This is a genomic window from Stutzerimonas sp. KH-1, assembly GCF_054483855.1.
The window spans coordinates 952,178-975,932 of the sequence record NZ_CM137011.1; the positions used below are offsets into that span (position 1 = coordinate 952,178).

Below are 23,755 nucleotides of genomic sequence, written 5' to 3' on the forward strand. Positions count from 1 at the left end.
CGAAGTGGCCCGACTGATCTATGTGATGGACCCCATGTGCTCATGGTGCTGGGGATTCGCGCCGGTAATGACGGCGTTGGCCGAGCAAGCCGCGGCTCAGGGCGTATCGCTCGGTCTGAGGGTGGGCGGGCTGCGTCGCGAGCAGGGCGTGATGGACCAGGCAGGGCGGCAGCGCACGCTGTCCTACTGGCAGGCCGTGCACTCGACGACAGGTCAGTCGTTCAATCTGGATAAGGGCTTGCCTGAAGCGTTGATCTACAACACGGAGCCCGCCTGCCGTGCGCTTGTAGCTGCTCGCAGCCTCGATGAATCTCGCGTCTGGTCGCTGTCATTGGCGATTCAACAGGCGTTCTACCAGCACGGGTGCGATGTGACCCTGCCAGCGGTGCTGGTGGACCTGGCCGAGACCGCTGGTCTTTCGCGCAGTCAGTTCGCCGAGCGTTATGACGACCCGGCCACCAAGGCAGCCACCGCGGCTGACTTCGCCTGGGTCGAGAACCTCGGTATTGCCGGCTTCCCCACACTGCTGGCCGAGCACGAAGGGCAACTGGCGCTGGTCACCAATGGCTATCAGCCGCTATCTGCACTAAGCCCGCTATTGGAACGTTGGCTGGAGCGCAACGCCCATGGCTGACCAACTCAGCTGGGCAGAGATACGCCGGCTCGCACTGCACCATCGCAAGGCGCTGATCCTGGCGAATCTGGTTGCCGTGCTGGCGACGCTCTGTAGCGTGCCGATTCCGTTACTGCTGCCGCTGTTGGTCGACGAGGTGCTGCTCGGGGCGGGCGATTCGGCGCTGCAGATCATGGATCGCTTTCTGCCTGCCAGCTGGGAAACCGCAGTTGGCTATATCGGGCTCATGCTCGGTGTGACCCTGGTATTGCGATCTTCTGCGCTGGTGTTCAACGTGTTGCAGGCGCGCCTGTTCGCGAGGCTGTCGAAGGACATCGTGTACCGCATTCGCGTGCGCCTGATCGAGCGGCTCAAACGCATTGCCCTGGCGGAATACGAAAGCCTCGGCGGCGGCACGGTGGCGGCGCACCTGGTCACCGATCTGGAGACCATCGACAAGTTCATCGGCGATACGCTCAGCCGTCTGCTGGTGGCCGTGCTGTCGATTTTCGGCACAGCGGCCATTCTGGTATGGATGCACTGGCAGCTGGCGTTGTTGATCCTTCTGTTCAATCCGCTGGTGATCTACGCCACGGTTCAGCTGGGCAAGCGCGTGAAGCACCTGAAGAAGCTGGAGAACGACAGCACGTCGCGTTTCACCCAGGCGCTCACGGAAACCCTCGACGCTATCCAGGAAGTGCGCGCTGGCAACCGGCAGGGATTCTTCCTCGGTCGCCTGGGTTTGCGCGCGCGGGAGGTACGCGACTACGCGGTTGCATCGCAGTGGAAAACCGACGCGTCCAACCGTGCCAGCGGCCTGCTATTCCAGTTCGGCATCGATGTATTTCGCGCCGCGGCAATGCTCACGGTGCTGTTTTCCGATCTGTCGATTGGCCAGATGCTGGCGGTGTTCAGCTACCTCTGGTTCATGATTGGTCCGGTGGAGCAACTGCTGAGCCTGCAGTACGCCTTCTACGCAGCTGGCGGTGCGCTGGGCCGCATCAATCAGCTGCTGGCGAGGGCGGACGAGCCGCAGTACGCCGGCGGGCGCGATCCTTTCGCCGGCCAGACGACGGTGGCCATCGATGTGCGAGGTCTGCGCTTCGCTTATCAGGATGAACCGGTTCTGGAAGGGCTTGACCTCAGCATAGCGCCGGGAGAGAAGGTCGCAATCGTTGGAGCCAGCGGCGGCGGCAAGAGCACCCTGGTGCAGCTGCTGCTGGGCCTCTATCAGCCGCAGGCCGGGCAAATCCAGTTCGGCGGCGTGCCGCTTGAAGAGATCGGGCTGGGGACTGTGCGCGACAACGTTGCAGTGGTGCTGCAGCACCCCGCGCTGTTCAACGACAGCGTGCGAGCCAACCTGATGATGGGCCGCGAGCGAGATGACGACGCCTGCTGGCGGGCGCTGGAGATCGCTCAGCTGGCCGATACCATTCGCCAGCTGCCGAACGGTCTGGACAGCATTGTCGGCCGTTCCGGCGTGCGTCTGTCCGGCGGGCAGCGGCAGCGCCTGGCCGTCGCGCGGATGATCCTGGCCGAGCCGAAGGTGGTGATCCTCGACGAGGCCACATCCGCCTTGGATGCGGCGACGGAGTATGCCCTGCATCAAGGCCTCAATCGTTTCCTTCAGGGGCGTACGACCCTGATCATTGCCCATCGCCTGTCGGCGGTGAAACAGGCGGATCGCGTACTGGTCTTCGACGCTGGCCGCATCGCCGAAGACGGCGGCCACCAGCAGCTCATCGCCGAGGGTGGGCTTTACGCTCGGCTCTATGGGCACCTGCAGCACTAGCTGTCGTAAGCACGTCATTCATCCGCAGCTGATTCCACCGCGTTCGCCACTAGGCTTGGCTGAAAGCGCAGCTGATCCGCGTCCGCAGAAGGACGAGCTGACGCCGGCCGGGCCTAGGGGGAAGGCCGTTCGCACGTACCGCCAGTCTTAAGGCGCCAAAAATATCCAGCTACAACGCTCAACTATTAGTAATCTCTGCCGACTTCCCGTTCGTGCCTCTTTTGTGGAACTTCTCTGATGGAACCAGTGCTGAATTCACTCACTAACCTCTCGGTCGGCAAAAAGCTCGTCGGGGGTTTCGGTCTGGTACTGCTGCTCACGCTTGGAGTGGCCGCTACCGGGTTCGTTGCCGTCGATGAGATTCTCGGTCGGGCTCAGCAGATCGAGCAGCTTTCCAGCGTCAACGCCTCCATTCTGGCGGCGCGTGGTGCCGAGCGTGACTACGCGCTGACTCGCCAGGCGTCCTCTGCGGAGGCCTTGCGTGGCTCGTTACAGCAGCTGAATCAGAAGCTGACGAGCCTAACGACCAGCTCCGATGCTGCCGAGCGGGCCCATCTGACGCGGATTAGCCAGGCAGCGGACGAATACGCGCAGAAGTTCGACCGCTACATGCAGTTGATCGAGCGCGGCGTGGCGCTGCGCACGCGGATGCAGGAGGCAGCCCAGGTCAGTCGTGAAGAGTTCGAGTTCATCGAGCTGGACATGTACGACGCGGTACGGGTTCTGCGGCTGGAGGGGGATCGGCTCAAGGGTAGCGATCCGCTGACGGTAGCCGAGGCGACATCGGGGCTGACCAAGCAGATTCTGGACATGCGTACCCTGGAGAATGTCTACGTTGCCAGCAGCTCAGATGAAGCGGCCACCGGTTGGAGCGACTTGCACGGGAACGTGACCACCATCGGTAGCAATCTCAATATCTGGCTGAACGATGACCAGAAGGCTTCCATGGACAAGGCCCTGGCCGAGCTGGACCAGTACAAACTGGCGTTCGACGAGTTTCGTCAGAATCGTAGCGAACGCCTCGCGCTCGAACAGTCGATGGCTCAGCAGTCCGAAGTGGTGATCGCAGCTGCCGACGAGGCCTTGGCCAATGCCAGCAGCGTCATGCAGCAACAGAAAAGCAGCAGCTACATGCTGCTCGGCGTGATTGGCGCGCTGGCCATTCTCGTCGGCCTGGTGGCCGCCACGGTGATTTCGCGAATGATCGTCGGTCCGCTTCGCAGCACCGTCCAGCAAGCTCAGCGCGTTGCTGCTGGCGACCTGACCCATTCTCAGGCGAGCGCGCGTCGCGATGAGGTCGGCCAGCTGCAGAACGCCATGCACGACATGACCACCAGCCTGCGTAACCTGATCGGGCGCATCGGTGGCGGCGTCAGCCAGATCGCCGCGGCGGCTGACCAGCTCTCGGCAGTGACCGCGCAAACCAGCACTGGTGTGCAGACCCAGCGTGTCGAGACCGAGCAGGTGGCGACTGCGATGCACGAGATGGCGGCGACGGTGCAGGAGGTTGCGCGCAATGCTGAACAGGCTTCGACCGCGGCGCGGCAGGCTGACCAGCAGGCTCGCCAGGGTGATCGGGTGGTGCGCGATGCAGTCGGGCAGATCGGTAGTCTGGCCGGCGAGGTGGACCAGTCGGCCCACGCCATCGAAGCGCTGCACGCCGAAAGCGGGCGGATCGGCAGCGTGCTCGAAGTAATTCGTGCGGTCGCCGAGCAGACCAATCTATTGGCACTGAACGCGGCCATCGAGGCGGCTCGCGCTGGCGAGCAGGGCCGCGGCTTCGCTGTTGTTGCGGACGAAGTGCGCGCCCTGGCGCGGCGCACCCACGACTCCACCGAAGAGATCGAAGGCCTGATCGGCAATCTGCAGCGCGTTGCGCAGCAAGCGGTGGAACAGATGCAGAGCAGCCGTAGCCTCACCCAGCGCACCGTCGAGTTGGCTAACGAAGCGGGTGTTGCGTTGGGGCGGATCACCGAGTCAGTGTCCACCATCGAGCAGATGAACCAGCAGATCGCCGCGGCAGCCGAGCAGCAGAGCGCGGTAGCCGAGAACATTTCCGAAAGCGTGACGCGCGTGCGTGATATCGGCGATCAGAGCGCCAGTGCCACAGAACAGACCGCCGGTGCCAGCGCCGAGCTGGCTCGCCTGGGCGTGGAGCTGCAGGAGCTGGTCCGCCAGTTCCGTACCTGACGGCGCGCGGCAGACGCGGCTCGCGCTCGAGCCGCGTTATCTGATCGCCTTGCCGTTCAGCTCGGCCGCCCAGGCGGCCAGGGGCAGCGCGGGTTCCTGCCGCCAGACGCGCTGCCAGATGCTCTCCAGGCGGCGCATATCGCCCCGATTGGCCGGCAGGCGTTCGGGGCGTTCCACCAGCTGCCAGCCCTCGGCGCTGCGTTCGGCCAGAGGGAAGCGAAACGGATGGAACCCGGTCATGCCCAGCCGCAGATCGGTGACCAGTAACTGATCGCCATCCTTGTCGTAGCGCAGCATATCGCCGGTAAACCATCGCAGGCGTTGGTGCTGCGGCGATTCCTGCAGTGCGTCGGCAAGGTGCGCGTTGCGCGGGAGACGCACCAGGCTCGGCGGCGCAACGTCCAGCCAGCTGACCAGCGTTTCGTAGTAGTGCTCGCCGTCCACCAGAATCACCCGCCAGAGCAGGCTGTTGAACGGCGTCGGTGTGCTGAACATCCGCTCGACCTCGATGCCCTGGCGGGTGATGCTCGCTTGCACGCGCTGCTCGGCCATCTGTTTGCCGGCAAGGGTGAAGCCCAGGTAGCAAGTGGTCAGCACCAGCGCGTAAGCGGGCCATCGGGCCGTGCGGCCATGCAGGCCGAACAGCGCGCCGGCCAGCACCGCGATCAGCAGCGGCACGCTGTAGAGCGGGTCGATGATGAAGATGCTGGACCAGGCGATCGGCGGTGTGGTCAACGGCCATAGCAGCTGTGTGCCATAGCTGGTGAAGGCGTCAAGCAGCACGTGAGTGATCAGCACCAGCCAGATGGTGAGGAACAGTCGGGTGCCGGAGTATCGCTCGTCGGGGCGGAATCGCCGGATCAGCCAGGTCAGCAATACGGCGAGCAGGCTGAGGACGAACAGCGAATGGCTGAAGCCGCGGTGATAGGTCATGTTGGCGACCGCATCCCCGTAGTCGATGACCACGTCGAGGTCGGGCAGGGTGCCGAGTATGGCGCCGTAGGCGAGCGCCTTGCGACCTTGCCAGCGTCCGAGCATCGCGCCCTGCACGCTGGCGCCGAGTACGGCCTGGGTGATCGAGTCCATATGCAGGTCCCTTGGGGCGGGTAGTTACCTTAGCCGAAGCGCTGGCGGCACCCGATCGGCAAATTTCGAAAAAGTATGTCGTGGCTGGGCATGGCATAGGACAATCGCGGCTCAATCGTCCATGGCGCCCACCTATGCTGGAAATCTCCAACACCGTGCAGCTGCCGGATGCCGAGATCGAATTGACCGCAATACGCGCCCAGGGTGCCGGCGGGCAGAACGTCAACAAGGTGTCCAGCGCCTTGCACCTGCGCTTCGATATCCAGGCATCCTCGCTACCGGCATTCTACAAGGAGCGTCTACTGGCGCTGCGCGACAGTCGCATCACCGCGGAGGGCGTGGTCATCATCAAGGCGCAGCGCTATCGCACCCAGGAGCAGAACCGTCTCGACGCGCTCGAGCGGCTGGCGGAGCTGATTCGCAGCGTCGGCAAAGTGGAGAAGGCCCGCCGCCCGACCAAGCCGACCCTGGGCTCGAAGAAGCGCCGCCTGGAGGGCAAGAGCAAACGCGGTGCGATCAAGGCCGGGCGCGGGCGGGTGGACTACTAAGCCTTCAGGTGCCGGTGCGCACCTCGTCTGTTGCCTCGGCGGGAGGCATGTCGTCCAGCTCGCTTTCGTTGGCCGGTTCGTGGCTGGCAGCGTCTTCCGGCGTGTCGGGCATCAACTCCATGACCGTGGGGCTGGTGCGCAGGATCGGCGTGAAGTGTCCGTGCGGTTCGGTGACCAAGTCGAACACCTTGCGCGGCCGGTAGAACGCATAGAAAGCCAGCACGCCGAGGCCTACCGCGAAGAACAGCGGCAGGGCGATGGGGCCGGCCAGATGCATCAGGCCGCCGGCCGCCACCGGGCCCAGTGCGGCGCCGAAGCCGTTGGCCAATAGCAGGCCGCTGGAGCCGGACAGGATCTCGTCGGGATTGAGTTGATCGACCATCTGCGCGACGGCGATGGAGTAGATGGAAAAGGCCAGCCCGCCCCAGACGAACATCAGCCCCAGCAGCAACGGGCTGGCCATCAGCGGTGCCACGGCGAGCGCGAGAACGGCAGCCAGCGCTACCACCCAGAGCAGCACGGTGCGCCGCTCATGTTTGTCGGAAAACAGCCCGATCGGCCACTGCAGCACGGCGCCGCCGAGGATGGTGATGCTCATCAGCAGGCCCACGCCGGCCGCATCGAAGCCGATCTCGCTGGCGTACACCGGCGCCAGGCCCCAGAACCCGCCGAGGACGAAGCCGGATATCCCGGCCGCCATCAGCGGCAGCGGGGCGATGCGCGCCAGTTGCAGCAGATCGGTCGGGGGAATGTCGGGCAGGGTCGGCTGCGGCTGGCGGGTCAGCGTAATGGGCATCATCGCGCCGCCGATGAGGATGGTCGCCAGGGCGAACAGGGTGAATTCCATCGGGCTGTCGAGCCCCAGCAATTGCTGCGCCGCCGCCAGGGCACCCAGATTGACCGCCATGTATACGGCAAATACCTGGCCGCGCTTCTCGCCGCTGACCTGGGCGTTGAGCCAGCTCTCAATGACCATGTACAGCGTGACCAGCGCGATGCCATAGACCACCCGCAGCACCAGCCATACCCATGGATTGACGATCATCACGTGCAGCAGCACGGCGGTGGCGGCCACCGAGGCGTAGAAGGAGAACGTACGGATATGGCCGATACGGCGGATCAGCGAGGGCGCCAGCCAGGTGCCGATCAGGAAGCCGGCAAAATAGCCGGACATCAGCAGGCCGATCACGCCAGTCGAGTAACCTTCGGCAACGCCGCGCAGGGTCAGGAGTGTGTTGAGCAGCCCGTGGCCGAGCAGCAGCAAAGCTACTCCGCCCAGCAACGAACTGATGGGGGCAATCAAGGACTTCATGTCGAACAACCCTAGGCAACTAATACGGTGATGGCAACCTGCTTGTCCGCGGGCCACCGTGAAACGGTATGTGCGGACGATATGCTCCGCTGGGCTCTGCCGTCGGTTGCTTGGGCAGTTTTTCCCGTTCAGGATTCCGCGCGCATCGGACTTTCCAGCGCAGCGTTGTGGCTGATGGCCTCGTTGAGCTGCTGCACGGCAGCGTCTATTGCCTCGCGGTCCGGCCGCAGGGCGATGCTTTCCTGCGCCTTGTCGAGCACTGCCTGCGCATGCCCCAGCAGAACGGCTTCGGTTTCGGGCCCAGGATCGCAGAACAAGAGGTTCTTGAAGCACTGCAAGAGGCTGAGCACGACCTGGGTATCGCCGCCGCCATAGTGCCGTGGCGGCCCCAGTACGGCCAGGAGCATCTGTTGCAGCTCCAGCTCGCGAATGTACAGCCGCGGCGGTTCGTCGGGCTTGCTGGCAACGTCGAAATCCGGCAGCTTCAGGCGCTCGGCGAAAAGCACGCCAAGCATGTCGATTGCCTTGATCGCCGTGCCCGGGTCATTGATGCCTGGGCTTAGTGCCTTGCTGGCGATCTCGGATATCTGCTTGAAACCAAAGAAATAATGCTGGTTCGCGTACTCCTCGACATAGAAGTCGAAGGCATCGAGTAGCGTCTCGGTCACTTCCTCATCGGCCTGGCGGCTAAGCCTGAACAGTGGGTGGCCAGGCATCACGAAAAAGCCGTTGTGCACCTCAATGGTCATGCGCAGGTCGTGCTTCTTCAGCAGCGCCTTGGCCGCCTCACTGTTGAAGGCCTTGAAATAGCCGGCACGGGTCGAGCGTGTAACCGGCCAGCTCTGATCATCCGGCCACTGTTGGCGTTCGCTGAACTGTTCGAACTTGCCTTGCTGCACCTGCAGTTCCTTCAGGGTCTTCTTGAACAGGCTATTGAGGATGTAATCGACCTGAATCGATTGCGAGATACCGCGTATGAAAGTGATGAACAGGCACAGGCTGACGATCCCCAGCCCTAGTGCGAGAAAGATGCCGAGGCTCGGGATGTTGATGTCGTCGCCTTCCTGAATGGTCAGGATCAGCAGCAGCGAGTCGATGATGGTGCCCAGATAGATTCCGAGGATGAACTGGTGGTTGCGGCTGCTGATCAGGCTCGGGATGACGCGCGGTGAGAGTGTCGAGGATGCCGCATTGAGCACCACCATCACCATGCTGAAACTGAACACCATCAGCGAGACGATGCCGCCGACCAGGGTGCCGAGGATTAGGCGGGCATTTTCGGCGTTGTTGACCAGGCCAAGTTTGATGTCCTCCTTGTAGACCTGCAGGTAGGTCATCTCCAGCCAGATGCTGACGATGCACAGCAGCACCAGGCCGAGTGTGATCAGCGCGGGGTAGAAGGCGATGCTGCTGACGATGCGCTGGTAGAGGCGAAACAGCCGGTTGCTCGACGTGTCCATGCAGGATTCCGGATTGCGGTGCGTACCGGTTTCGGCAGTGCTGACGGGCAAATGTTCGGTGGGCGGGGATTTCAGAATTGCGTGGAGACCAGGGTCGCGATCAGCGCGCGCACGCTGCCGGGCAGGGCGTCCAGCTCACGGACCAGAATGCTGCGTTCGCGCACTGCCCAGGGTTCGTCCAGTGTCACCAGCGCGAGCTGCATGGTGCGGCTGTGTCGGCGCGCTGCCGACTCGGGGATGATGCCGATGCCCACACCGGCCTCAATCATCCGGCACACCGCCTCGAAGCTGGAGACCTGGATGCGCAGGGAGAGCTGGCCGCCGAGTTTTTCCACCTGATCGCGCAGGAATGTCAGCAGGGTGCTGCCCTCGTGCAGGCCGATGTGCTGATAGGCCAGGGTCTGGCGCAGCGTGACCTGTGCTTCCCCGGCCAGCGGATGGCCGACCGGCACCGCCAGCAGCAGGCGGTCGGTGCTGAAGTGCAATACCTGCAGCCCTTCGGCCTGCACCGGGCCCGCGATGATGCCCATGTCGGTGCTGCCGTCCAGCACGCCACGCACGATGTCGCGGCTCAGGCGCTCCTGCAGGTCCACCGTGACGCCGGGGCGCTCGGCGAGAAATCCGGCCAGCACCTCCGGGAGGAATTCGGTTACGGCCGTGGTGTTGGCGAAGATGCGGATGTGACCGGCTGAGTCGGTGCCGTATTCGGCGAACTCGCTTTTCAGATAGTCCACCTGGCGCATGATCAGCCGCGCATGCTGCAGCAGCTTGTGGCCGGCCGGCGTCAGCTCCACCCCGCGGCTGTCGCGGTAGAGCAGGCGGCTGTCGAACTGGGCTTCCAGCGCCTTGATGCGTGCACTGGCGGCTGCCGGTGAGAGGTGCGCGCGGCGCGCGCCCTGGGTCAGGCTGGGGGACTCGGCGATATGGATGAACAGACGCAGATCGGCCAGATCGAAATGCATGAGGCGCCTCGGCTTGAGTCGGGCGTTCAGCTTAGCCGAACGCCGGTGTCGGTAAATACAAATTCTCGGAACGCTGGCTTCGTAGCATCCTGCGGCAAAACAAGACAACAGCGGAACCCGACGATGACCGATACCTCTGCCTGGATTGGCCGCAGCGAAGAAGTCCACGACCAGCTCAGCCGCAACCTGCTGATGCGCATTGCCGCGACCTTCGGTGAAAGCACTCCCGCCCATGGCGAAGCGCTGCCGCCTTTGTGGCAATGGTGCTTCTTCCAGGACCCGATTGCCGAAAACGGGCTGGGCGAGGACGGCCACCCGGCGCGCGGTGGCTTCCTCCCGCCGGCGGACAACCGCAACCGCATGTGGGCCGGTGGCCGCGTCGAATTCTTCCGCCCGCTGGAAGCGGGTGGCGAGGCCCGGCGGGTATCGACCATCAAGCACATCGAGGAGAAGCATGGCCGCACCGGTGCGTTGCTGTTCGTCACCGTGCAACACGACTACCTGCAGGACGGCCGCCTGGCCATCCGCGAGGAGCAGGACATCGTGTACCGCGAGCCGAGCCCGCCGAAGACCAGCAGTGGCGAACCCATGGTCGCCGGTGGCTGGCGCGAGGCGGTCACACCGACGCCGACGTTGCTGTTCCGTTATTCGGCGGTCACCTTCAACGGCCATCGCATCCATTACGACTGGCCCTACGTCACCGAGACCGAAGGCTATGCCGGCCTGGTCGTTCACGGCCCGCTGATCGCCACGCTCAACCTGCGCGCCTTCTGCCGCGCCAATCCCGACGCCCGCCTGCGCCGCTTCGCCTACCGCGGCCTGCGCCCGCTGATCGCGCCGCAGCCGTTCGAGGTCGGCGGCCGCATCGTCGCGCCGGGCAAGGCCGAACTCTGGGCCGGCGACCACAACGGCCTGGCGCAGAAAGCCGAAGTGGAATTCGACTGAATCGTAGGGTGGATAACGGCGCAGCCTTATCCACCGTTGAGGCCGCGTGCCGCACAAGCGAGAAACCGAGATGACCCCGAACAAGACCGAAGAACTGAGCTTCATCCGCGAAGGCGTGCGCGCCCTCTGTGCCGGATTTCCCGCCGAATACTGGCGCAGGATCGATGAGGAAAAGGGCTTTCCGGAAGCCTTCGTCACGGCCATGACCGAAGCCGGCTGGCTGTCGGCGATGATCCCGGAAGAATACGGCGGCTCGGGCCTGGGCCTGGCCGAGGCTTCGGTGATCCTCGAGGAGGTCAACCGTTGCGGCGGCAATTCCGGCACCGTCCACGGGCAGATGTACAACATGTTCACCCTGCTCAGAAACGGCAGCGAGGAGCAGAAGCGCCACTACCTGCCGAAGCTGGCCAGCGGCGAGTTGCGCCTGCAGTCCATGGGTGTCACCGAGCCGACCACCGGCACCGACACCACCAAGATCAAGACCACCGCCGTGCGCCGGGGCGACAAGTACGTCATCAACGGGCAGAAGGTATGGATCTCGCGCATCCAGCATTCTGACCTGATGATCCTGCTGGCACGCACCACGCCGCTGGCCGAGGTGCAGCGCAAGTCCGAGGGCATGTCGATCTTCCTCGTCGACCTGCGCGAGGCCATCGGCAACGGCCTGACCGTGCAGCCGATCGCCAACATGGTCAACCACGAGACCAACGAGCTGTTCTTCGACAACCTGGAGATTCCCGCCAATAGCCTGATTGGCGAGGAGGGCAAGGGCTTTCGCTACATCCTTGACGGCCTGAATGCCGAGCGCACGCTGATCGCCGCCGAGTGCATCGGCGATGGCCGCTGGTTCGTCGAGAAGTCCGCGCAGTACGCCCGCGATCGCGTGGTATTCGGCCGGCCCATCGGCCAGAACCAGGGCGTGCAGTTTCCGATCGCCGAAGCGCATATCGAGATCGAAGCCGCGGACCTGATGCGCTGGCGCGCCTGCGAGGAATACGACGCCGGTCGCAATGCCGGACCGGCGGCCAACATGGCCAAGTACCTGGCAGCGAAGGCCAGCTGGGAGGCCGCCAACGCCTGCCTGCAGACCCACGGCGGCTTCGGCTTCGCCAACGAATACGACGTCGAGCGCAAGTTCCGCGAGACGCGGTTGTACCAGGTGGCGCCGATCTCCACCAACCTGATCCTGTCATACGTGGCCGAGCACTTGCTCGAGCTGCCGCGTTCGTTCTAACGGAGCCAGACGTAGGGTGGAAAACGGCGAAGCCTTTTCCACGCGTATCGAACAGGCGACACGGGTGGTGGAAATGGTCCGCGATTTCCACCCCTACGAAAAAGGGAAGTGCGTCATGAATATCAGCCATCTCGACCACTTGGTTCTCACCGTTGCCGATCTCGAGGCAACGATCGACTTCTACACCCGCGTGCTCGGCATGCAGGCGGTGACCTTCGGCGACGGGCGCAAGGCTCTGGCCTTCGGCAACCAGAAGATCAACCTGCACCAGGTCGGACGCGAATTCGAGCCCAAGGCCGAGCGGCCGACGCCGGGTTCGGCGGACCTCTGCTTCATCGTTGCCACACCGCTGGCCAAGGTGATCGCACATCTCCAGGCGCAGCAGGTCGCCATCGTCGAAGGTCCGGTGCAACGCACCGGCGCGACCGGACCGATCCGCTCGGTGTACCTGCGCGACCCCGACCAGAACCTCATCGAACTGTCCAATCCGTTAGAGAATCCGCTGGAGCCCAACGCATGAGCCAGCACACCCGTGCCCTGACCGAATTCCTCGCCGGGCTTGCCTACGAGCAGATCCCCGAACCGGTGCTCGACCGCACCGAAGACCTCTTTCTCGATTGGCTCGGCTCGGCCCTGGCCAGCGCCGGCTCGCATCCGATTCCGCTGTTCGAGCGTTACGCGCAGAAGATGGGTCCGGCCGAAGGACCGGCGCGCATTCTGGTCAACGGCCAGAGCAGCTCGGCCTATTTCGCTGCGCTGGTGAATGCTGCCAGCTCGCATCTGGTGGAGCAGGACGACCTGCACAACAGCTCCGTGTTGCACCCGGCCACCGTGGTGTTTCCCGCTGCGCTGGCGGCGGCGCAGGATCTCGGCAAGTCCGGCCGCGAGCTGCTGGTGGCCTCGGTGGCCGGCTACGAGGCGGGCATCCGCATCGGCGAGTTCCTCGGCCGCTCGCATTACCGCATCTTCCACACCACCGCGACGGTCGGCACCCTGGCCGCGGCGGTGGCCGTTGGCAAGCTGATGGATTTCGACCAGCAGCAGTTCACCCATCTGCTCGGCAGCGCCGGTACGCAAGCGGCGGGGCTGTGGGAGTTTCTCCGTGACGCGGCGGACTCCAAGCAGCTGCACACCGCCAAGGCGGCTGCCGATGGCCTGCTCGCCGCCTACCTGACCGCCGATGGCCTGACCGGCGCGCAGAACATCCTCGAAGGCGAGCAGGGCATGGCGGCGGGCATGTCCCGCGATGCCGAGCCGAGCAAGCTGTCCGACCGGCTCGGCACGCGCTGGGCGCTGGCGGAAACCTCGTTCAAGTTCCACGCCTCCTGCCGGCATACCCACCCGGCGGCCGATGCGCTGCTGGCGCTGATGCAGCGCGAAGGGCTCGGGGCCGATGACATCGCCTCGGTCACCACCCGCGTGCACCAGGGCGCGATCGACGTGCTCGGCCGCGTGACGGTGCCGCAGACGGTGCATCAAGCCAAATTCTCCATGGGCACCGTGCTGGGGCTGATCGCCCTGTACGGCAAGGCCGGCCTGACCGAATTCCACAGCCATGCGCTCAGCGACCCACGCGTCGGCGAGTTCCGCGAGAAGGTCTCGATGACGCTCGATCCCGAGGTGGACGGCGCCTACCCGGCACGCTGGCTCGGTCGCGTCGAAGTGACCACCGCTGATGGCCGCACGCTGCACGGCGCCATCGACGAGCCGAAGGGCGACCCGGGCAACACGCTGAGCCGCGCCGAGCTGGAAGACAAGTTCCGCCGCCTGGTGCAGTTCTCCGCGGCGCGCAGCGATGACGAGGCGGGCGCGCTGATCGATACGGTCTGGCGCCTGCGCGAGCTGCAGCGGCTGGACGCGCTGGCCTGAACTGAATCGTAGGGTGGATGACGGCGAAGGCTCATCCACCAAGTGGCGCCAGGGTCCCCAGGGGCTTGAACAAACGCGTGGAAATGGCTTCGCCGATTTCCACCCTACGCCGAATTTGCAGGAACCGAACATGAACGACACCCAAGTCAAACCCCGCCCACTCGATGGCATCACCGTGGTCAGCCTCGAGCACGCCATCGCCGCGCCGTTCTGCACGCGCCAGCTGGCCGACCTCGGCGCACGGGTGATCAAGATCGAGCGGCCCGGTGCCGGCGACTTCGCCCGCGGCTACGACGAGCGGGTCGACGGCCTGGCCTCGCATTTCGTCTGGACCAACCGCTCGAAGGAAAGCCTGAGCCTGGACGTGAAACAGGACGCCGCTGCCCAGGTGCTCGACCAGCTCTTGGCCAAGGCTGACGTGCTGGTGCAGAACCTGGCTCCGGGCGCGGCCGCGCGCATGGGGCTCTCCTTCGTGACGCTGCACGAGCGCTTTCCGCGACTGATCGTCTGCGACATCTCCGGCTACGGCGAGGGTGGCCCCTATGAACAGAAAAAGGCCTACGACCTGCTGATCCAGAGCGAAGGTGGCTTTCTCTCCGTCACCGGCGGGCCGGGCGAAACCGAGATGGCCAAGGCCGGCTGCTCCATCGCCGATATCGCCGCCGGCATGTACGCCTACACCGGCGTGCTTTCGGCGCTGATGCTGCGCGACAAGACGGGCGAGGGCAGCCGCGTCGACGTTTCCATGCTCGAAAGCCTGGTGGAGTGGATGGGCTACCCGTTGTACTACGCCTACAAGGGCGCGACGCCGCCGCCGCGTGCGGGCGCCGCCCACGCCACCATCTACCCCTACGGCCCGTTCCCCACCGGCGACGGCGGCACGGTGATGCTCGGCCTGCAGAACGAGCGTGAGTGGCTGGCGTTCTGCGACAAGGTGCTGCTGCAGCCGGAACTGGCGCAGGACGAGCGCTTCTCGAGCAACGCCCGGCGTTCGGAGCATCGCACTGAATTGCGTGCGCTCATCGTCGAGGCGTTCAGCCACCTGAGCGCCGAAGAGGTGATCGCCCGGCTGGATGCCGCGCCCATCGCCAACGCGCATGTCAACGACATGGCCGGTGTCTGGGCGCATCCGCAGCTGGAGGCCCGCCAGCGCTGGAGCGAGGTGGACAGCCCGGCCGGTCGCTTGCCTGCGCTGCTGCCGCCGGGACGCAACAGCGCCTTCGCCCCGCGCATGGACCCGATCCCCGCCTTGGGCCAGCACACCGACAGCCTGCTGGCCGAGCTGGGTTACGCCCCCGGCGACATTCAGCGCTTGCACGAGCAGGGCGCGGTATGAGCGTGCCCAGGAGCCAGCCCATGAACTCATCGATCATCCGTAGCGCGCTGTTCGTCCCGGCGACCCGCCCGGAGCGCATTCCCAAGGCGCTGGCGAGCGGCGCCGACGCGGTCATCGTCGACCTCGAGGATGCGGTCGCGGAGAACCTTAAGGCAGAGGCGAGGGGCAACCTCGATGCCTTCCTGGCTGCCAACCCGGCGGCGCGCCTGCTGGTGCGCATCAACGCGCCAACCCATGCCGAGCAGGCCGCGGACCTGGCGCTCTGTGCCCGTCATGCCGGTGTCACCGGCGTGCTGCTGCCGAAGGTCGAAAGCGCGGTGCAGGTTGCGCTGGCGGCCAGCTGCGGCAAGCCGGTCTGGCCAATCGTCGAAAGTGCCCGCGGGCTGGCCAATCTGGCGGAAATTGCCCACGCCCAGGGTGTCGAGCGGCTGTCCTTCGGCGCGCTGGACCTGGGCCTCGATCTCGGCCTGGCCAATGGCACCGCCGGCGCCGAGCGCATGCTTGACCAGGCACGCTATGCGCTGCTGCTGCAGTCGCGATTGGCCGGGCTGGCAGCACCGCTGGACAGCGTCTTTCCCGACATCAAGAACCTCGATGGCCTCACCCGTGCCGCTGCCGACGCGCGTGACATGGGCTTTGGCGGCCTGCTGTGCATCCACCCGAGCCAGGTGGCCGTGGTGCACGAAACCCTGATGCCCAGTGCCGCGGAGCTGGACTGGGCGCAACGCATCCTCGCCGCCGGAGCTTCCGGCGATGGGGTTTTCGTGGTGGACGGACAGATGGTCGACGCCCCCGTCATCGGCCGTGCCCGTCGCCTGCTGCAACGTGCCGGGCAAGCGGTGCCCTGACCGCAACGCTTGCCCGCGAAACGTACCAACCGACAAAAACAAGAGGGTACTTCCATGCTGAGTAACAAGCTCAAGGCACTCGCCTGCGCGCTTTCTTTCACCGTCGCCGGGCTGGTGCATGCCGATCCCGTGACCATAAAGTTCGCCCATGTGGTGGCGGACAACACACCAAAGGGGCAGGGCGCCCTGCTGTTCAAGAAACTCGCCGAGGAACGCCTGCCGGGCAAGGTGAAGGTCGAGGTGTATCCGAACTCCTCGCTGTTCGGCGACGGCAAGGAAATGGAGGCCCTGCTGCTCGGTGACGTGCACATGCTGGCGCCGTCGCTGGCCAAGTTCGAGCATTACGCCAAGGCCATTCAGATCTATGACCTGCCGTTCCTGTTCGACGACCTGGCGGCAGCCGATCGTTTCCAGAGCGGCCCGCAGGGCAAGGCACTGCTGCGCGCGATGGAGGACAAGAACATCACCGGCCTGGCCTACTGGCACAACGGAATGAAGCAGCTTTCGGCGAACAAGCCGCTGCGCGAGCCGAAGGATGCCCGCGGGCTGAAGTTCCGCGTACAGGCCTCGGCAGTGCTCGACGAGCAGTTCAAGGCGGTGCGCGCCAACCCCCGCAAGATGAGCTTCGCCGAGGTCTACCAGGGCTTGCAGACCGGCGTGGTCAATGGCACCGAGAACACCTGGTCGAACTATGAAAGCCAGAAGGTGCACGAGGTCCAGCCTTACATGACCGCCTCCGACCACGGTCTGATCGACTACATGGTCATCACCAACACCAAGTTCTGGAGCGGCCTGCCGGAAGACGTGCGCGGCGAACTGGAAACAATCATGGAAGAGGTCACCGCCGAGGTGAACCGTCAGGCCGACGACCTCAACCAGCAGGCGCGCCAGGCCATCGCCGCCTCCGGCAAGACCGAGATCATCGAGCTGACCCCCGAGCAACGCGCCCAGTGGCGCGAGGCGATGAAACCGGTGTGGGAGAAGTTCGAGAGCGACATCGGCGCCGAGCTGATCGAAGCGGCGCAGGCGGCCAACCGCTCCTGAGCCTCCAGAGGCAGCAAGCGGCGGAGAACGAACGGGTCTGTCCGATGTGACCGGCCCGTTTTTTTATGCCTGAAACCAGGCTTATGCTGACCGACCAAAGCGCGCAAGGAGACGCCGGCATGAGTCGTTACGCCACCGTCAGCACACCCGTGCTGGATATCGCTTATCTCGAATGGAACCCTCGCGGCCAGCAGGTGGCCGTGCTCGTCCACGGCTGGCCGGACTGCCCCGAAGGCTGGGAGCCCGTGGCCGAGCGCCTGGCCGCAGCGGGCTACCGCGTGCTCTGCCCGACGCTGCGCGGCTTCGGCCAGACACGCTTTCGCGACGCGCTGACCCCACGCAGCGGTCAGCTCGCCGCGCTGGGCCGTGACCTGCTGGATTTCATCGACGCATTGCGCCTCGACCAGCCGGTGCTGGTCGGCCATGACTGGGGCGCGCGGGCGGTGGCCAATGCCTGCGGGCTGCGCCATCACGCCGCAGCACGGCTGGTAATGCTCGCGGTGGGCTACGGCACCAATGACCCGAACCAGCACATCTCGCTCAGTCAGGCGCGCAACTACTGGTACCACTGGTACATGGCCACCCCGCGCGGCGAGCAGACGGTAATCGAGGATCGCGCGGCCTTCACGCGGCTGCTGTGGGATACCTGGTCACCGGCCGGCTGGTACGCCGAGGCGGATTTCATCCAGGCGCTGGAGGCGTTCGACAACCCGGACTGGGCTGCCGTGGTACTGCACTCCTACCGCCACCGCTGGGGCTTCGTCGACGGCGATCCTGCCTATGCATTGGACGAGGCGCTGCTGCAACCGGCCCCGGTGCTCGCCGTGCCGACGCTGGTGCTGCACGGCGAGGCCGATACCTGCAACGCGCCGGAAACCTCGGCCGGGCGTGAGGCCTTGTTCAGCGGCCCATACCACCGTCAGTTGCTGCCAGGCGTCGGCCACTTCCCCCAGCGCGAGGCACCGCAGGCAGTAGCCGAGGCGATCCTACAGTTCTGTCAGGGGGATTGAGCCGTTGCTACATGTTGCAGGCGGCGAGACCTAACCGTTTCTCTGGCCTGCAGTGGTTGGTTTTTCTAGGGGCCTGCCGCTTGTGCTTGCCAGTTTTTGTTGCGGCTCTACACCGCATGGAATCTCGACGCCTTATCGACACGGCAATGGATGAGCGTGTGCGGGAGGTCGCAGGCGAGGCAAGGTTTGATCACATCAATTACATGCTTCCCAGAGCTGGTGTATAAACACCCGGCGTCGCTGAGAAGCTCGAGCTAGAGGCTCGCAGAGAGAGGCGAGCGGAATGTTATACACCAAGCCCGTTCTGCTTTTGGCAGAACTCTATAACTCCCCCAAGATTTCACCAGAAAAATCGAACACTATTGTTCATGAGCTTATTGCGTTGCGAGAGGAGGTTCTTGGCACAGAGCTAAGCTATTTAACAAGAACCTTTGACAGAGTCATGCCTTTCTTCAGCAAAGCATACATACTCAAAGCTGAGATAAAGTGCGTAAGCGATTGAGGCTCGTGCCATGCATCTAACAAGTGGTTCAAATCGCTCGCTCCGCTCGCTGGGACGGGCTAAAGCCCGCCCCTTAACCAAACGTTAGGTGCCAACATGGCTCTGTTCACTGTTTATTCAAATGACACAGTGGTTGGCAACTCCGAGCTTGAAAATGGCGATGCCCCAATGGGTGTTGCATTTGGTACTTTCAAACCCTTAGATGGGTACGACAACATTCGCCATGAATGCCTAACAAACCACGCTGATCAATCTGCATTGAAGCTCTCTGTACGTACCGATACTGGCTTAACAGTTCCGTGCGCAGGGGTGAGTATTTTGGATTACTCAGTAGAAACGAACTCAGAGCTTATCGAAGTCAATGTTCTTGGCATTCCCGAGTCGATCTACAGTAAATTATTTCCTGAACACGTCGCTTCATATGACCAGAAATTTAAATAATTGCTGCAACAAGCACCTAACTAATGGTTCAAACCGTTCGCTTCGCTCACTGGGACGGGCTAAAGCCCGCCCCTTAACCAAACGTTAGGTGCCATGGAAAGTTCTCAGAAAGCCCCGACCAAGAATATGGCAGTTCTGTGCAGTCTAGCTGAGCTGCCTGATGGTTCATTGCGCGTGACACTAGATGATGTCGCTAAAGGTAAACAGCTGTGCACCTGGCAGCACCAAAGTCTGTTTACCTTCAAGGACTACCCGCCGGAAACTCTTGCTGAGCTAAATTCATTACCTGAGGCAGAGCTAGCAAGCTTTGGCTGCTACATCCTTGCACGCCTCATGGCAAGCAATGGGTATGGTACCTAACAATGCGCTCAAAGCGCTCACTCCGTTCGCTGGGACCGGCGAAGCCGGCCCCTTAGCTTAATCGTTAGGTGCATATTCAAAATGCGGGATTGCCAAAAAAAGTGGATATGGTCAGAGACACTGCTGAATAGATTTGGCCCATCCAACCCGCAAGAAATTAAAAAATTTATCTCCTATTGCAAGAAAGCTCCTGAGCGCAATGTGTTTTTCGCACTATTTTCTTTCTTTTACGATCCATCCTTGCAGGAAAACAAATTTCAAAGGCAACAAGTTGCAGGAACATTGCTATTTGAACTGGCGCCCGCATCAGCACTTGAGTTGGAGGGTTCAATTTATGCGGCAGCAAAATTTTGGGATTACAGTATTGAAGAGCTGCCATGGTACTGGTGCAAAGCGTTTGGAACAAACATTGTAGTTAATTTTCCAAGCGACGTACTGCCAGGCATCGAAGATAAAGAAACTATAAAAAGCATTCAAACGATGTTGTTTTGGTGTCGTGGTTTTGAGCAGCAATGCACCTAACAACTGTATATGGACTCTCCCCACAAGCAGTGAGGAATAGCTTTTTTGATCCTGTCGTCAGCGCGGTTGCATTCGTATATCCGGCCTACTCTGGGCATTGCCCTAGCCAATCTGTAGTTCGCGCAGCGGGGGCCAAGCGTTCAAGCGATCGCGAAGATCATGATTGTTATCGGCTTTGTTCCGCTGCAGGACTCGCCTGTTCCGACAGTCTCGTTTCTCACCACAACCTCTAGAAACTCACCTCATTATTCACCCCGCCGTCAGGCGGGCTTTGCGTTGTGCCTGTCGCCGCTGAACCGCCGCTCACGGCGCCACCATCCCGTAGAGCTCCGCACGCAGTCAAAGGCCGGCTTCTTCCATCCACTTCGGTCTCGGATAACGACGATCGGCCTTGCCGGCCTTGAGTACCGCGCCCGGCACGTCGTGGCCGACCAGCTGGGGTAGGTCGGCGGCGCATTGCAGTAGGCGGTCGAGATCGACGGCGGTGTCTAGGCCCATGCGCTGGAACATATGCACCAAGTCCTCGGTGCAGATATTGCCGCTGGCCCCGGGTGCGTAGGGGCAGCCGCCGAGTCCGCCGAGCGAGGCGTCGAAGCGGTCGATGCCGGCGTTCAGCGCTGCCAGCGCGTTGGCCAGGCCCATGCCGCGGGTGTTGTGGAAGTGTGCGGTGAATACTGCCTGTGGCCAGCTGTTCAGCACTTCGCGGCAGATACGCTCTACCTGCGCCGGGTCGGCCATGCCGGTGGTGTCGCAGAGGGTGATGCCCTGCACGCCGATCTCCAGCAGGCGTTGCACCAGCTCATAGATGCGCCGCTCGGGCAAGTCGCCCTCGAAGGGGCAGCCGAAGGTGGTCGATAGCGAGGCGTTGATGAACACGCCACTGCCGCGAGTGACTTCGATGATTTCGCGGAACTGCACCAGCGACTGTTCGGGCGTCATGCGCAGGTTGGCCAGGCCGTGGGTATCGCTGGCCGACATCACCAGGTTGATCTCGTCCACCTCGCAGGCCAGGGCGCGCTCGCAGCCCTTCACGTTGGGCACCAGCACGGTGTACTCGACGCCCTCCGCACGGCGGATGCCGCGCATCACGTCCTCGGCGTCGCGCAGGTTGGGGATGGCCTTGGGCGAGGTGAAGGAGGTGACCTCGATCTTCGCCAGCCCGGTTTGCGAGAGGCGGTCGATCAGAGCGATCTTGGCTTCGGTCGGCACGAAGTCCGCTTCGATCTGGAAGCCGTCGCGGGTGGCGACTTCCTGGATATACAGGCGTTTGCTCATGGGGAGTCCTAGGGTTTTCGTAGGGTGGACGCTCTACCCATCCACCGTTGTGGCTTGCTGGCTGGTGGACAAGCTTCGCCTTGTCCACCCTGCGTGGCGTTCAGATGATCCCGCGTTCGCGCAGGCCCTGGCGTTGTTCGTCGGTGAGGCCGAGGCCAGCCAGCACATCGTCGGTGTGCTCGCCCAGTTGCGGGCCGCCTTCGCCGATGCGCCCTGGCGTGCGCGACAGCTTGGGCAGCACGCCCGGTACCTTGAGCGGGCCGGCGAAGGTCTGCACCTGCTCGATCATCTGCCGCGCCAGGTAGTGCGGGTCCTTGACGATATCGGCAGCGGTGTAGGGATAGCCGGCCGGCACGCGGGCGCCCTTGAGTGCTTCGATCACCTCGTCGCGGCTGTGCTGGATGGTCCATTCGCCAATGGCGGCATCGATCAGCTCGGCGTGCTGGGCGCGGCCGTCGTTGTGGGCGAAGCGCGGATCATCGGCAAGGTCCTGGCGGCCCATCAGGGTCATCAGGCGCTTGTAGATGCTGTCGCCATTGCCGGCGATCAGCACGTAGGCGCCGTCGTTGCACAAATAGGAATTGGACGGCGTAATGCCGGGCAGGGCACTGCCAGCCGGCTCGCGTACGTAGCCGAAGGCGTCGTATTCGGGCACGAGGCTTTCCATCATGGCGAACACCGACTCGTATAGCGCCACGTCGATCTCCTGGCCCTGGCCGCTACGGTTGCGCTCCTGCAGGGCGAGCAATACACCGATCACGCCATACAGCGAGGACAGCGAATCGCCAATGCTGACGCCAACCCGCACCGGCGGCTGGCCGGGATAGCCGGAGAGGTGACGCAGGCCGCCCATGGCTTCGCCGATCACGCCGAAGCCCGGCAGGTCACGATAGGGGCCGGTCTGTCCGTAACCGGAAATGCGCAGCATGATCAGCCGCGGGTTCAGCTTCGACAGCTCATCCCAGCCCAGGCCCCATTCTTCCAACGTGCCGGGGCGAAAGTTCTCCACCAGGATGTCGGCTTCGGCCACCAGCTGGCGGACGATTTGCTGGCCTTCCGCGGCTTTGAGATCGAGCGTCACCGAGCGCTTGTTGCGCGACTGCACATGCCACCAGAGCGAGGTGCCGTCCTTGAGCTTGCGCCACTTGCGCAACGGGTCGCCGACCTTGGGCGGCTCGATCTTGATCACATCGGCGCCGAATTCACCGAGCAGCTTGCTGGCGAAAGGGCCGGCGATCAGTTGGCCCATCTCGATCACCTTGAGTCCCTGCAGCGGCAGGTTCTTGTCTGTCTGTTCGCTCATCACGACACCTGTGCCGGTTGATTCATGGTGCCGAGCATGACCGACCCATCGGCAGCGGACAATTGGTCGTTGGCCAAGCATGGCTTCGCGCTCCACGAAGCCATGAGACGTGGGGCCGTGGAATAGCGGCAGGAATAGGTGCATGCTTCGTCACCCGCGAATACGGAAGCTTGCCCATGCGCCGCATCGATTTCGTCACCCTTCGGCTGTTCGTCGCCATCGCCGAAACCCGTAGCCTGACCCGCGCCGCCGAGCGCGAGCATCTGGCGCTGGCTGCGGTGAGCAAGCGCGTCAGCGATCTGGAAGGGCAGCTCGACGTCAGCCTGCTCTATCGCCAGCCCAAGGGCGTCGAGCTGACGCCGGCCGGCCACGCGCTGCTGCACCACGCGCGCAACCTGCTGGACAACCTGCAGCAGCTGGACGCTGACCTCAGCGAGTTCAGCCAGGGCGTGAAGGGCCATGTGCGCATCCACGCCAACACCTCGGCGGTGATCGAGTTCCTGCCCGAAGACCTGAGCGCCTTTGCCCGCCAGCATCCGGAAGTGAAGATCGACCTGGAGGAGCGCGTCAGCAGTGACACCCTGCGCGCCCTGCGCGAGGGGCTGACCGATATCGGCATCTTCGCCGGGCACATGCCGGCCGAGGACCTGCAGGTGTTTCCCTACCGCGAGGATCGCCTGGTGCTGGTCACGCCACGCGAGCATCCGCTGGCCGGCCGCGGATGCATTGCACTGCGCGAGGCGGCAGGCTTCGACTTCATTGGCCTGCAGCAGGACGCCTCACTGCATGCCCTGCTGCAGCAGTCCGCACAGCAGATGGGCACGCCGCTGCGCCTGCGCATCCAGGTGCGCAGCTTCGAGGCGATCTGCCGGATGATCCACACCGGCATGGGCATCGGCGTGCTGCCCGAGCAGGTGGTGCGCAACTACCTGCCGGCGCTGGACGTGGCCATGGTGCCGCTGACCGATGTCTGGGCGCGGCGCGAACTCAAGCTCGGCGTGCGCAATCTGGAAAGCCTGTCGGTGACTGCCCGGCAGATGCTCGAGCACCTCACGCTTCGCGAAGGCCAGGCCTGAACGAAGCCGTTCGGCGGCGCGATCGCG

General features: G+C 63.7%; 22 protein-coding genes. 16 read left to right on the forward strand and 6 right to left on the reverse strand.

Annotated elements, in window-relative coordinates; translation table 11 throughout:
* Window positions 1–34 precede the first annotated feature (34 nt).
* The 3 genes from ACX1DW_RS04700 to ACX1DW_RS04710 all read left to right on the forward strand — a co-directional run bounded on the left by ACX1DW_RS04700 (window position 35) and on the right by ACX1DW_RS04710 (window position 4,595).
* On the forward strand, window positions 35–634 hold the full coding sequence (locus ACX1DW_RS04700; protein WP_125865810.1) for a DsbA family protein: 600 nt from the start codon (window positions 35–37) through the stop codon (window positions 632–634).
* Window positions 627–2,405: an ABC transporter ATP-binding protein gene (locus tag ACX1DW_RS04705; protein ID WP_133456859.1), complete on the forward strand. Its 1,779-nt coding sequence runs from the start codon at window positions 627–629 to the stop codon at window positions 2,403–2,405. Before ACX1DW_RS04700 ends, ACX1DW_RS04705 begins: the two co-directional genes overlap by 8 nt.
* Before the next feature lie 237 nt (window positions 2,406–2,642).
* The gene (locus ACX1DW_RS04710; protein ID WP_458992879.1) at window positions 2,643–4,595 is read left to right on the forward strand and encodes a methyl-accepting chemotaxis protein; all 1,953 of its coding nucleotides are present in this window, start codon (window positions 2,643–2,645) and stop codon (window positions 4,593–4,595) included.
* A gap of 36 nt (window positions 4,596–4,631) precedes the next feature.
* On the opposite strand, the gene ACX1DW_RS04715 is transcribed toward ACX1DW_RS04710, so the two are convergent.
* A complete protein-coding gene (locus tag ACX1DW_RS04715) occupies window positions 4,632–5,681 on the reverse strand; it encodes a metal-dependent hydrolase (protein ID WP_458992880.1) in 1,050 nt (349 codons plus the stop codon).
* 134 nt (window positions 5,682–5,815) lie between these two features.
* Here ACX1DW_RS04715 and arfB point away from each other — a divergent pair, with 134 nt between their 5' ends.
* Entirely contained in the window at window positions 5,816–6,229 is a 414-nt protein-coding gene (gene arfB / locus ACX1DW_RS04720) for an alternative ribosome rescue aminoacyl-tRNA hydrolase ArfB (protein WP_063541835.1), read from the forward strand.
* Between the two features lie 4 nt (window positions 6,230–6,233).
* On the opposite strand, the gene ACX1DW_RS04725 is transcribed toward arfB, so the two are convergent.
* The 3 genes from ACX1DW_RS04725 to ACX1DW_RS04735 all read right to left on the reverse strand — a co-directional run bounded on the left by ACX1DW_RS04725 (window position 6,234) and on the right by ACX1DW_RS04735 (window position 9,963).
* Window positions 6,234–7,541, reverse strand: coding sequence for an MFS transporter (locus ACX1DW_RS04725; protein WP_458992881.1), 1,308 nt, complete (start codon window positions 7,539–7,541; stop codon window positions 6,234–6,236).
* A 128-nt stretch (window positions 7,542–7,669) separates the two neighbouring features.
* Window positions 7,670–9,001, reverse strand: coding sequence for a DUF2254 domain-containing protein (locus tag ACX1DW_RS04730; protein ID WP_133456863.1), 1,332 nt, complete (start codon window positions 8,999–9,001; stop codon window positions 7,670–7,672).
* A gap of 71 nt (window positions 9,002–9,072) precedes the next feature.
* On the reverse strand, window positions 9,073–9,963 hold the full coding sequence (locus tag ACX1DW_RS04735; RefSeq protein WP_133456864.1) for a LysR family transcriptional regulator: 891 nt from the start codon (window positions 9,961–9,963) through the stop codon (window positions 9,073–9,075).
* 123 nt (window positions 9,964–10,086) lie between these two features.
* On the opposite strand from ACX1DW_RS04735, the gene ACX1DW_RS04740 reads away from it, so the two are divergent.
* From ACX1DW_RS04740 to ACX1DW_RS04790, 11 genes are all read left to right on the forward strand, one after another.
* On the forward strand, window positions 10,087–10,908 hold the full coding sequence (locus ACX1DW_RS04740) for an HTD2 family dehydratase (protein WP_017245632.1): 822 nt from the start codon (window positions 10,087–10,089) through the stop codon (window positions 10,906–10,908).
* Window positions 10,909–10,978: 70 nt separating this feature from the next.
* Window positions 10,979–12,142 carry an acyl-CoA dehydrogenase family protein gene (locus tag ACX1DW_RS04745; protein WP_458992882.1) on the forward strand — a complete coding sequence of 388 codons (1,164 nt, stop codon included), beginning with the start codon at window positions 10,979–10,981 and terminating at the stop codon, window positions 12,140–12,142.
* Between the two features lie 115 nt (window positions 12,143–12,257).
* Window positions 12,258–12,662, forward strand: a complete 405-nt coding sequence (locus tag ACX1DW_RS04750) for a VOC family protein (protein ID WP_458992883.1) — start codon at window positions 12,258–12,260, stop codon at window positions 12,660–12,662.
* Window positions 12,659–14,011: an MmgE/PrpD family protein gene (locus ACX1DW_RS04755; protein ID WP_458992884.1), complete on the forward strand. Its 1,353-nt coding sequence runs from the start codon at window positions 12,659–12,661 to the stop codon at window positions 14,009–14,011. Before ACX1DW_RS04750 ends, ACX1DW_RS04755 begins: the two co-directional genes overlap by 4 nt.
* Before the next feature lie 130 nt (window positions 14,012–14,141).
* Window positions 14,142–15,347 carry a CaiB/BaiF CoA transferase family protein gene (locus ACX1DW_RS04760; RefSeq protein WP_458992885.1) on the forward strand — a complete coding sequence of 402 codons (1,206 nt, stop codon included), beginning with the start codon at window positions 14,142–14,144 and terminating at the stop codon, window positions 15,345–15,347.
* Between the two features lie 20 nt (window positions 15,348–15,367).
* Window positions 15,368–16,195, forward strand: coding sequence for an HpcH/HpaI aldolase/citrate lyase family protein (locus ACX1DW_RS04765; protein ID WP_045632134.1), 828 nt, complete (start codon window positions 15,368–15,370; stop codon window positions 16,193–16,195).
* A gap of 54 nt (window positions 16,196–16,249) precedes the next feature.
* Entirely contained in the window at window positions 16,250–17,239 is a 990-nt protein-coding gene (locus ACX1DW_RS04770; protein ID WP_133456869.1) for a TRAP transporter substrate-binding protein, read from the forward strand.
* 119 nt (window positions 17,240–17,358) lie between these two features.
* Entirely contained in the window at window positions 17,359–18,249 is an 891-nt protein-coding gene (locus tag ACX1DW_RS04775) for an alpha/beta fold hydrolase (protein ID WP_458992886.1), read from the forward strand.
* Between the two features lie 598 nt (window positions 18,250–18,847).
* Window positions 18,848–19,192 carry a hypothetical protein gene (locus ACX1DW_RS04780; RefSeq protein ID WP_458992887.1) on the forward strand — a complete coding sequence of 115 codons (345 nt, stop codon included), beginning with the start codon at window positions 18,848–18,850 and terminating at the stop codon, window positions 19,190–19,192.
* 93 nt (window positions 19,193–19,285) lie between these two features.
* Window positions 19,286–19,552 (forward strand): hypothetical protein, encoded by a 267-nt coding sequence (locus tag ACX1DW_RS04785; RefSeq protein WP_458992888.1) that lies wholly within the window; start codon window positions 19,286–19,288, stop codon window positions 19,550–19,552.
* Window positions 19,553–19,633: 81 nt separating this feature from the next.
* Window positions 19,634–20,074, forward strand: a complete 441-nt coding sequence (locus ACX1DW_RS04790) for a hypothetical protein (RefSeq protein ID WP_458992889.1) — start codon at window positions 19,634–19,636, stop codon at window positions 20,072–20,074.
* 339 nt (window positions 20,075–20,413) lie between these two features.
* Here ACX1DW_RS04790 and ACX1DW_RS04795 read toward each other — a convergent pair whose 3' ends face one another.
* Both ACX1DW_RS04795 and ACX1DW_RS04800 read right to left on the reverse strand, forming a co-directional pair.
* On the reverse strand, window positions 20,414–21,349 hold the full coding sequence (locus ACX1DW_RS04795) for a hydroxymethylglutaryl-CoA lyase (RefSeq protein ID WP_458992890.1): 936 nt from the start codon (window positions 21,347–21,349) through the stop codon (window positions 20,414–20,416).
* A gap of 100 nt (window positions 21,350–21,449) precedes the next feature.
* Entirely contained in the window at window positions 21,450–22,652 is a 1,203-nt protein-coding gene (locus tag ACX1DW_RS04800) for a CaiB/BaiF CoA transferase family protein (RefSeq protein WP_003285587.1), read from the reverse strand.
* A gap of 176 nt (window positions 22,653–22,828) precedes the next feature.
* On the opposite strand from ACX1DW_RS04800, the gene ACX1DW_RS04805 reads away from it, so the two are divergent.
* On the forward strand, window positions 22,829–23,728 hold the full coding sequence (locus tag ACX1DW_RS04805; protein WP_267932600.1) for a LysR family transcriptional regulator: 900 nt from the start codon (window positions 22,829–22,831) through the stop codon (window positions 23,726–23,728).
* The last annotated feature ends 27 nt before the right edge of the window (window positions 23,729–23,755 follow it).